We start from the raw sequence: 6,317 nt of genomic DNA on the forward strand, positions 1-6,317 counted from the left end.
GGCTGAGCGAAGTCGAAGACCCGTATCGAGGGGTAGCGTGCAATCCTTCGATACGCCATTTCGACTTCGCTCAATGGCTACTCAGGACGAACGGAGTAGAATTGGTCGTATAATCCGCTAAAGGCGCAAGCCATGACCATGATCCCGCCCGGCCTTCTTCCCGAAGGATTGTCCGACCGCCTGCCACCGCAGGCCGAAGCCTCCGCCCGGCTTGCGCGCCGCGTGCTGGATACGGTCGCGACCCATGGCTATGAGCGGGTCATGCCGCCGCTTGCAGAGTTTGAAGATACGCTCACCCAGCGCCTCAAATCCATGCGCGCGCAGGATCTGGTCCGCGCGGTCGATCCGGTGTCGCAGCGCAGCCTGGCGCTGCGCCCGGACATGACGGCGCAGGTCGGCCGCATCGCCGCGACTCGTCTGGCCACCGCGCCGCGTCCGCTGCGCCTCTCCTATGCCGGGCCGGTGCTGCGCCTCAAGGCCAACCAGCTGCGCCCCGAACGCGAGAAATTGCAGGTCGGGGCCGAACTGATCGGGTCGGACAGCGTCGCTGCCGCGGTCGAAATCGTCAATGTCGCGATCGAAGCGTTGCAGGCCGCAGGCGTCAGTGGCCTCACCATCGACTTCACCCTGCCAGACCTGATCGACATGCTGGCCGCCGGGCCGCTGCCGCTGGCGGCGGATGAACTGGAAGCGGTGCGCACCGAACTCGACGCCAAGGATGCCGGCGCGCTCGTCGCCCTCGGCCCGCAAGCCGCCGCTTACCTGCCGCTGATCGAGGCGACCGGGCCGTTCCACGCCGCGATGGAGCGACTCGAAGCCTTCAACGCGAGCCTTGGCGGCGCGATCGACAGCCGCATTGCGGGCCTGCGCGCTATCGCCAAACCGATCGGCTGGGACATCACCCTGACGCTCGACCCGACCGAACGGCATGGCTTTGAATATCAGAACTGGTTCGGCTTCTCGATCTTTGCCGAAGGGTTCATCGGCGAAATCGGCCGGGGCGGCAGCTACGCCATATTGCGCGCCGACGGGCAGGACGAACCGGCCATCGGTTTTTCGCTCTATCCCGATCCGCTGATCGACGCTGGCTTTGGCGATGAAGCACCCAAACGCCTGTTCCTGCCGCTGGGCGCGGACGCTGCCCGCGCCGCCGAACTGCGGGCGGAAGGTTGGCACACCGTCGCCGCGCTGGTGGGGGATGAGGATGGCGTAACGCTGCGCTGTTCCCATTGGCTCGATGGCGCGGAACTGCGCCCCTTCTAACCGAAGATCCGCGCCAGCCACGCATCCACGATCGCCGTGCCGGGATAGGCGGGGTCGCCCATCTGCCGGTTGATCTGCATATGGCCGCGCAGCCCGCGACCCTCCAGCGCGTGTAGGTCCACTGGCGTCCCCGCGCGTTTCAATGCCGCTGCCAGCGCTTGCGACTGCGCCGCGCCATCGTTCCGGTCGACATGCAGGATCAGGAAGGACGGGGCATTGGGCCGGCCGGCATGGCGGGTCGGCGACAGCGCCTGCTGCCGCGCGGGATCGGTGCCGAACGCCTGTTCATAGGTGCCTTTCATGAACCGGCCCGACTGCGCCATCTGGGTCGCGACATCATAGGCCGCCCCGTCCAGCGGGATGATCCCGCGCACCGCATCCGCGCCCAGTCCCGCTTTGGCGAAATAGCGCATGTCCGTCCCTACCAGCGCGACCAGATGCGCGCCTGCACTGTGGCCCATCAGCACGATCCGGCCCGGATCGACCCCCAGCGTCGCAGCCCGCTTGCGCAGGAACGCCACCGCATCGGCAACATCCTGCGCCTGCTGTTCCACCGTCGCGCCGGGAACCAGGCGATAGTCGATCGAGGCGAATGCATATCCAAGCTGTTGATAATGAACAGATTTATGACGACCCGTGGCATTGTCCTTGCTGCCGCGCTTCCATCCCCCGCCATGGACGAAGATCACCAATGGCCTCGCTATGTCCGGCTCACTGTCGGCTTTGCCCGGCCAGATATCCAGCGTCTGCGCCGGATCGCTGCCATAGGCCAGCACTTGCTCCCCTGGCTGCCCCTGCGCCACGCTGGCGGCGGGCGACAGGAGCGATAGGCAAAGGACAAGGATCAGGGGTATCCGCACGGCGCATCTCCATCATGCTACGGATGATCAGGATCGCGCGCCTGCATCATGGCGTAAAGCCGCTGCCCTGTATCAAAGTGTAACGTTCCCCGCCTTGACGCGCCCGCCCCGCGCCGCTAACCCGCGCCCGCACCGGGTGCCCCATAATTCTGTCGGGCGCCCAATCGATCCTACCGGCATGTCGAGTCCCGTCGAAGGGCATGGCCGGTCCGCGCGGCGGGCGGAGATCTGTATCCATGGCAAATGTAACCGTGATCGGCGCCCAATGGGGTGACGAGGGCAAGGGCAAGATCGTCGACTGGCTGTCGGAGCGCGCCGATGTCGTCGCCCGGTTCCAGGGCGGCCATAATGCCGGTCATACGCTGGTGGTGGGTGAGAAGGTCTATAAGCTCTCGCTGCTGCCGTCGGGCATCGTGCGCGGCACGCTCAGCGTGATCGGCAATGGCGTGGTGCTGGACCCGTGGCATTTCCGCGATGAAGTCGCCAAGCTGACCGGGCAGGGCGTGTCGATCACGCCCGACAATCTTCAGATCGCCGAAACCTGCCCGCTGATCCTGCCCTTCCACCGCGATCTTGACGGGCTGCGTGAGGATGCGAGCGGAGCGGGCAAGATCGGCACCACACGGCGCGGCATCGGCCCGGCCTATGAGGACAAGGTCGGCCGCCGCGCGATCCGCGTGTGCGATCTGGCCCATCTCGACGATCTTGGCCCGCAGCTTGATCGCCTGACCGCCCATCATGACGCGCTGCGCGCCGGCTTTGGCGAACCGCCGATCGACCGCGCCGCGCTGATGGCGGAACTGACCGAGATTGCCGACTTCATCCTGCCCTTCGTCAAGCCGGTCTGGCTGACGCTCAACCGCGCCAAGGCGGCGGGCAAGCGCATCCTGTTCGAGGGCGCGCAGGGCACCCTGCTCGACATCGATCATGGCACCTATCCCTTCGTCACCTCCTCCAACACGGTGGCGGGCACGGCGGCGAGCGGCACCGGCCTTGGTCCCAACGCGGCGGGCTTCGTGCTGGGCATCGTCAAGGCCTACACCACCCGCGTTGGCTCCGGCCCCTTCCCCACCGAACTGGAGGACGCCACTGGCCAGCGGCTTGGCGAACGCGGCCATGAATTTGGCACCGTCACCGGGCGCAAGCGCCGCTGCGGCTGGTTTGACGCGGTGCTGGTGCGCCAGTCGATCGCGGTGTCGGGCGTCACCGGCATCGCGCTGACCAAGCTGGACGTGCTCGATGGGTTCGATACGCTCAACATCTGCGTCGGCTACCAGATTGGCGACCAGAGCTACGATTATCTGCCCGCCCATGCGCAGGATCAGGCCAAGGCGCAGCCGATCTATGAAAGCATCGAAGGCTGGCACGACACCACGGCTGGCGCGCGCAGCTGGGCCGACCTTCCGGCGCAGGCGATCAAATATATCCGCCGGATCGAGGAACTGATCGGCTGCCCGGTCACGCTCGTGTCCACCAGCCCGGAGCGCGAGGATACTATCCTGGTGCGCGATCCCTTCGCGGATTGATGGCGCGACCTTCCCGAAAGGAAAACAGATGGCGGGCGAGAAATTTGAACGGCACCGGCAGGCCTGGACTCAGGATGAGATCCAGAAGCTGCACCTGCTGGCCAAGAAGGGGATGGGCCTCAAAGCCATCGCCAAGGCGCTGACCCGCACCGAGGAATCGACCAAGGCCCGCGCCAAGGAGGACGGGCTGAACATCGCCAAGCTCAGGTAAACGTCGGCTTTTCTTCCTCACCCGCCGCGATCACCGTCGCCGCGACCAGATCGCCGGTCACGTTGAGCGCGGTGCGGCACATGTCGAGCAGCCGGTCGACCCCCAGCACCAGCCCGATCCCTTCGGGCGGTATGCCGACCATGCCCAATATCATCGCCACCACCGGCAGCGACCCGGCTGGCACTCCGGCCGTGCCGATGCCGCCCAATATGCACATCATCATCACCATGACCTGCTGGGCTATGCTCAGTTCGATACTGAAAAACTGGGCGAGGAAGATCACCGTGATCCCCTCGAACATCGCCGTGCCATTCTGGTTGGCGGTCGCGCCGATGGTCAGGACGAAGCGGGCGATGCGGCGGGGCAGGCGCAGATTATCCTCCGCCACGCGCAACGCGGTCGGCAGGGTCGCGTTGGAGGAGGCGGTGGCGAAGGCCATGACGCTCGCCTCCTGCACATCGGCAAAGAAGCGCAGCGGCGATCGCCGGGCGATGAAGCCGATCAGCAGCGAATAGACCCCGAACATCTGGATCGCCAGCGCCAGCAGCACCACGCCGACATAGGCAGACAGGCGGATCAGCAAGTCCCAGCCGAACTGCGCGGCCAGGTTGAACATGAAACAGGCGATGGCGATCGGGGCCAGGCGGATGACCAGCCCCATCAGCCGCATCGTCACAGCCAGCAGGCCTTCCATCGCGCTCAACAGCAATTGCGTCTGCGGCGTGCGCACCAGCATCAGCCCGATGCCGAAAAACAGCGCAAAGACCATCACCGCCAATATGTCGTTACCCGCCATGGCCGCGACGATATTGTCGGGGATGATGGCAATGAAGGCGGCCATCCCCTGCGGCGCATCGCTGCCCCGGCTCACTATCGCCTGCGCGCCCGGTCCCGCCTCGTTCAGCATCGCCCGCGCCATTGCCGGGTCGATCCCCGCACCGGGCCGCAACAGATCGACCACGATCAGGCTGACGGCCACGGCAATGGCCGACACGACCAGCGTATAGACCAAAGTGCGAAAGCCCACCCGCCGCAACGCGCGGATCTCGCCCATCTCGGCAATGCCGACGATCAGGGCCGACACCAGCAGCGGGATGACCAGCATGAACAGCAGCCGCAGGAAAATCTGGCCGATCGGCCCGGTGATATAGGTGGTGACGCCATCGACCCAGCGCGCGTCGGGCGCGGTCATATAGACGGCCAGCCCGGCGACGAGGCCGATCACGAACCCGGCGAGCATCTGCCACTGGAGCGACACCGCTGCCGTCCTCGTTCCGGTTTCGGCCTTTGGTTCGGATGTCGTGCCGGTCAATCGCCTGTCCTTATGTTACCATAGCTGCCCAACGGTCCGGCACGCCGCCAGGTTGCACCAAAGGGCAGGTCATTTCGCTATAGCATCGAGGGAGCTTTTCTGCGCGTCTCGCGTTGGCGCGGTCCTGCCATTTGGAGACTGTCATGATCATTGATCCCGTCCCCAGTTTCCGCCGCATTGCCGCTGAAGTGTGGAAGCCGCTGACATTGCTGTTCGTGTGGGACTGTGCCGTCACGATCACCTATTATGTGCTGCCGTTCAAGGCGCCCGAACTGCCGCTGACCATTTTCGGCACCGTACTGGCCCTGTTCCTGGGGTTCCGCTCCAATTCCGCCTATCAGCGCTGGTGGGAAGGGCGGACGCTGTGGGGGGCGATGATCAACGCCTCGCGCAGCCTGTCACGCGCCACGCGCAATTTCCTGCCCGATCCGGAAGGCCGCGATTTGAAACGGGAAATCGTCAAGCGCCAGATCGCCTATGTGAACGCGCTGCGCTGCCAGCTCCGTCGCCTGCCGCTTGACGAGGACGTGACGCGCTTTCTGGAGGAAAAGGACAAGGGGCTGGCGCTGGCCCGCACCAATGCGGCCAATGGCCTGCTCGACAGCACCGGTCGCCGTATCGACATTGCCCGGCGCACAGGGTGGATCGACACGATCCAGCAGACCCAGATGGAGGCGGTGCTGGTGGACATCGCCAATGCGCAGGGCGGGATGGAGCGGCTCAAAAATACCCCGCTGCCGGTGCAATATCGCTATCTGCCGACCATCTTCACCCATCTCTTCTGCCTCTTCCTGCCGATCGGGCTGGTTGAGACGCTGGGGCTGGCGACGCCGCTGGGATCGACGGTGGCGGGCCTCATGTTCCTGGCGGTGCTGCGGATCGGCGACGATCTGGTCGATCCCTTCGCCAACAGCGTGCATGACGTATCGCTCAACGCCATGTGCCGCACGATCGAGATCGACCTGCTCCAGTCGATCGGCGACCCTGCGCCGGAACCGCTCAAGCCCGTGCGCGGGGTGTTGTGGTAAGGGCTTAAACCCTCTCCCTTGAGGGAGAGGGTGTGGAGACTTGGCAGCTTGCTGCTAGTCGTAGCTGGGAGAGGGTCTGCTGAGCTAACCGAAGCCAGCCGCCTCTGCGTCGAACCC

6 protein-coding genes are annotated in these 6,317 nt (G+C 65.3%); 4 read left to right on the plus strand and 2 right to left on the minus strand.

Features of this window, described 5'->3' with window-relative positions:
- Positions 1 to 132 precede the first annotated feature (132 nt).
- Positions 133 to 1,263, plus strand: coding sequence for an ATP phosphoribosyltransferase regulatory subunit (locus EBBID32_RS00625; protein ID WP_006948872.1), 1,131 nt, complete (start codon positions 133 to 135; stop codon positions 1,261 to 1,263).
- On the opposite strand, the gene EBBID32_RS00630 is transcribed toward EBBID32_RS00625, so the two are convergent.
- A complete protein-coding gene (locus EBBID32_RS00630) occupies positions 1,260 to 2,123 on the minus strand; it encodes an alpha/beta hydrolase (RefSeq protein WP_006948874.1) in 864 nt (287 codons plus the stop codon). The two genes, EBBID32_RS00625 and EBBID32_RS00630, sit on opposite strands and share 4 nt — an antisense overlap.
- A gap of 236 nt (positions 2,124 to 2,359) precedes the next feature.
- Here EBBID32_RS00630 and EBBID32_RS00635 point away from each other — a divergent pair, with 236 nt between their 5' ends.
- Positions 2,360 to 3,649 carry an adenylosuccinate synthase gene (locus EBBID32_RS00635; RefSeq protein WP_006948876.1) on the plus strand — a complete coding sequence of 430 codons (1,290 nt, stop codon included), beginning with the start codon at positions 2,360 to 2,362 and terminating at the stop codon, positions 3,647 to 3,649.
- Between the two features lie 28 nt (positions 3,650 to 3,677).
- A complete protein-coding gene (locus EBBID32_RS00640; RefSeq protein WP_006948881.1) occupies positions 3,678 to 3,860 on the plus strand; it encodes a hypothetical protein in 183 nt (60 codons plus the stop codon).
- On the opposite strand, the gene EBBID32_RS00645 is transcribed toward EBBID32_RS00640, so the two are convergent.
- The gene (locus EBBID32_RS00645) at positions 3,853 to 5,172 is read right to left on the minus strand and encodes a dicarboxylate/amino acid:cation symporter (protein WP_006948882.1); all 1,320 of its coding nucleotides are present in this window, start codon (positions 5,170 to 5,172) and stop codon (positions 3,853 to 3,855) included. The two genes, EBBID32_RS00640 and EBBID32_RS00645, sit on opposite strands and share 8 nt — an antisense overlap.
- Positions 5,173 to 5,315: 143 nt before the next feature.
- On the opposite strand from EBBID32_RS00645, the gene EBBID32_RS00650 reads away from it, so the two are divergent.
- Entirely contained in the window at positions 5,316 to 6,200 is an 885-nt protein-coding gene (locus EBBID32_RS00650) for a bestrophin family protein (RefSeq protein ID WP_006948883.1), read from the plus strand.
- The last annotated feature ends 117 nt before the right edge of the window (positions 6,201 to 6,317 follow it).

It is taken from the genome of Sphingobium indicum BiD32 (assembly GCF_000382885.1).
Classification (GTDB): domain Bacteria; phylum Pseudomonadota; class Alphaproteobacteria; order Sphingomonadales; family Sphingomonadaceae; genus Sphingobium; species Sphingobium japonicum_C.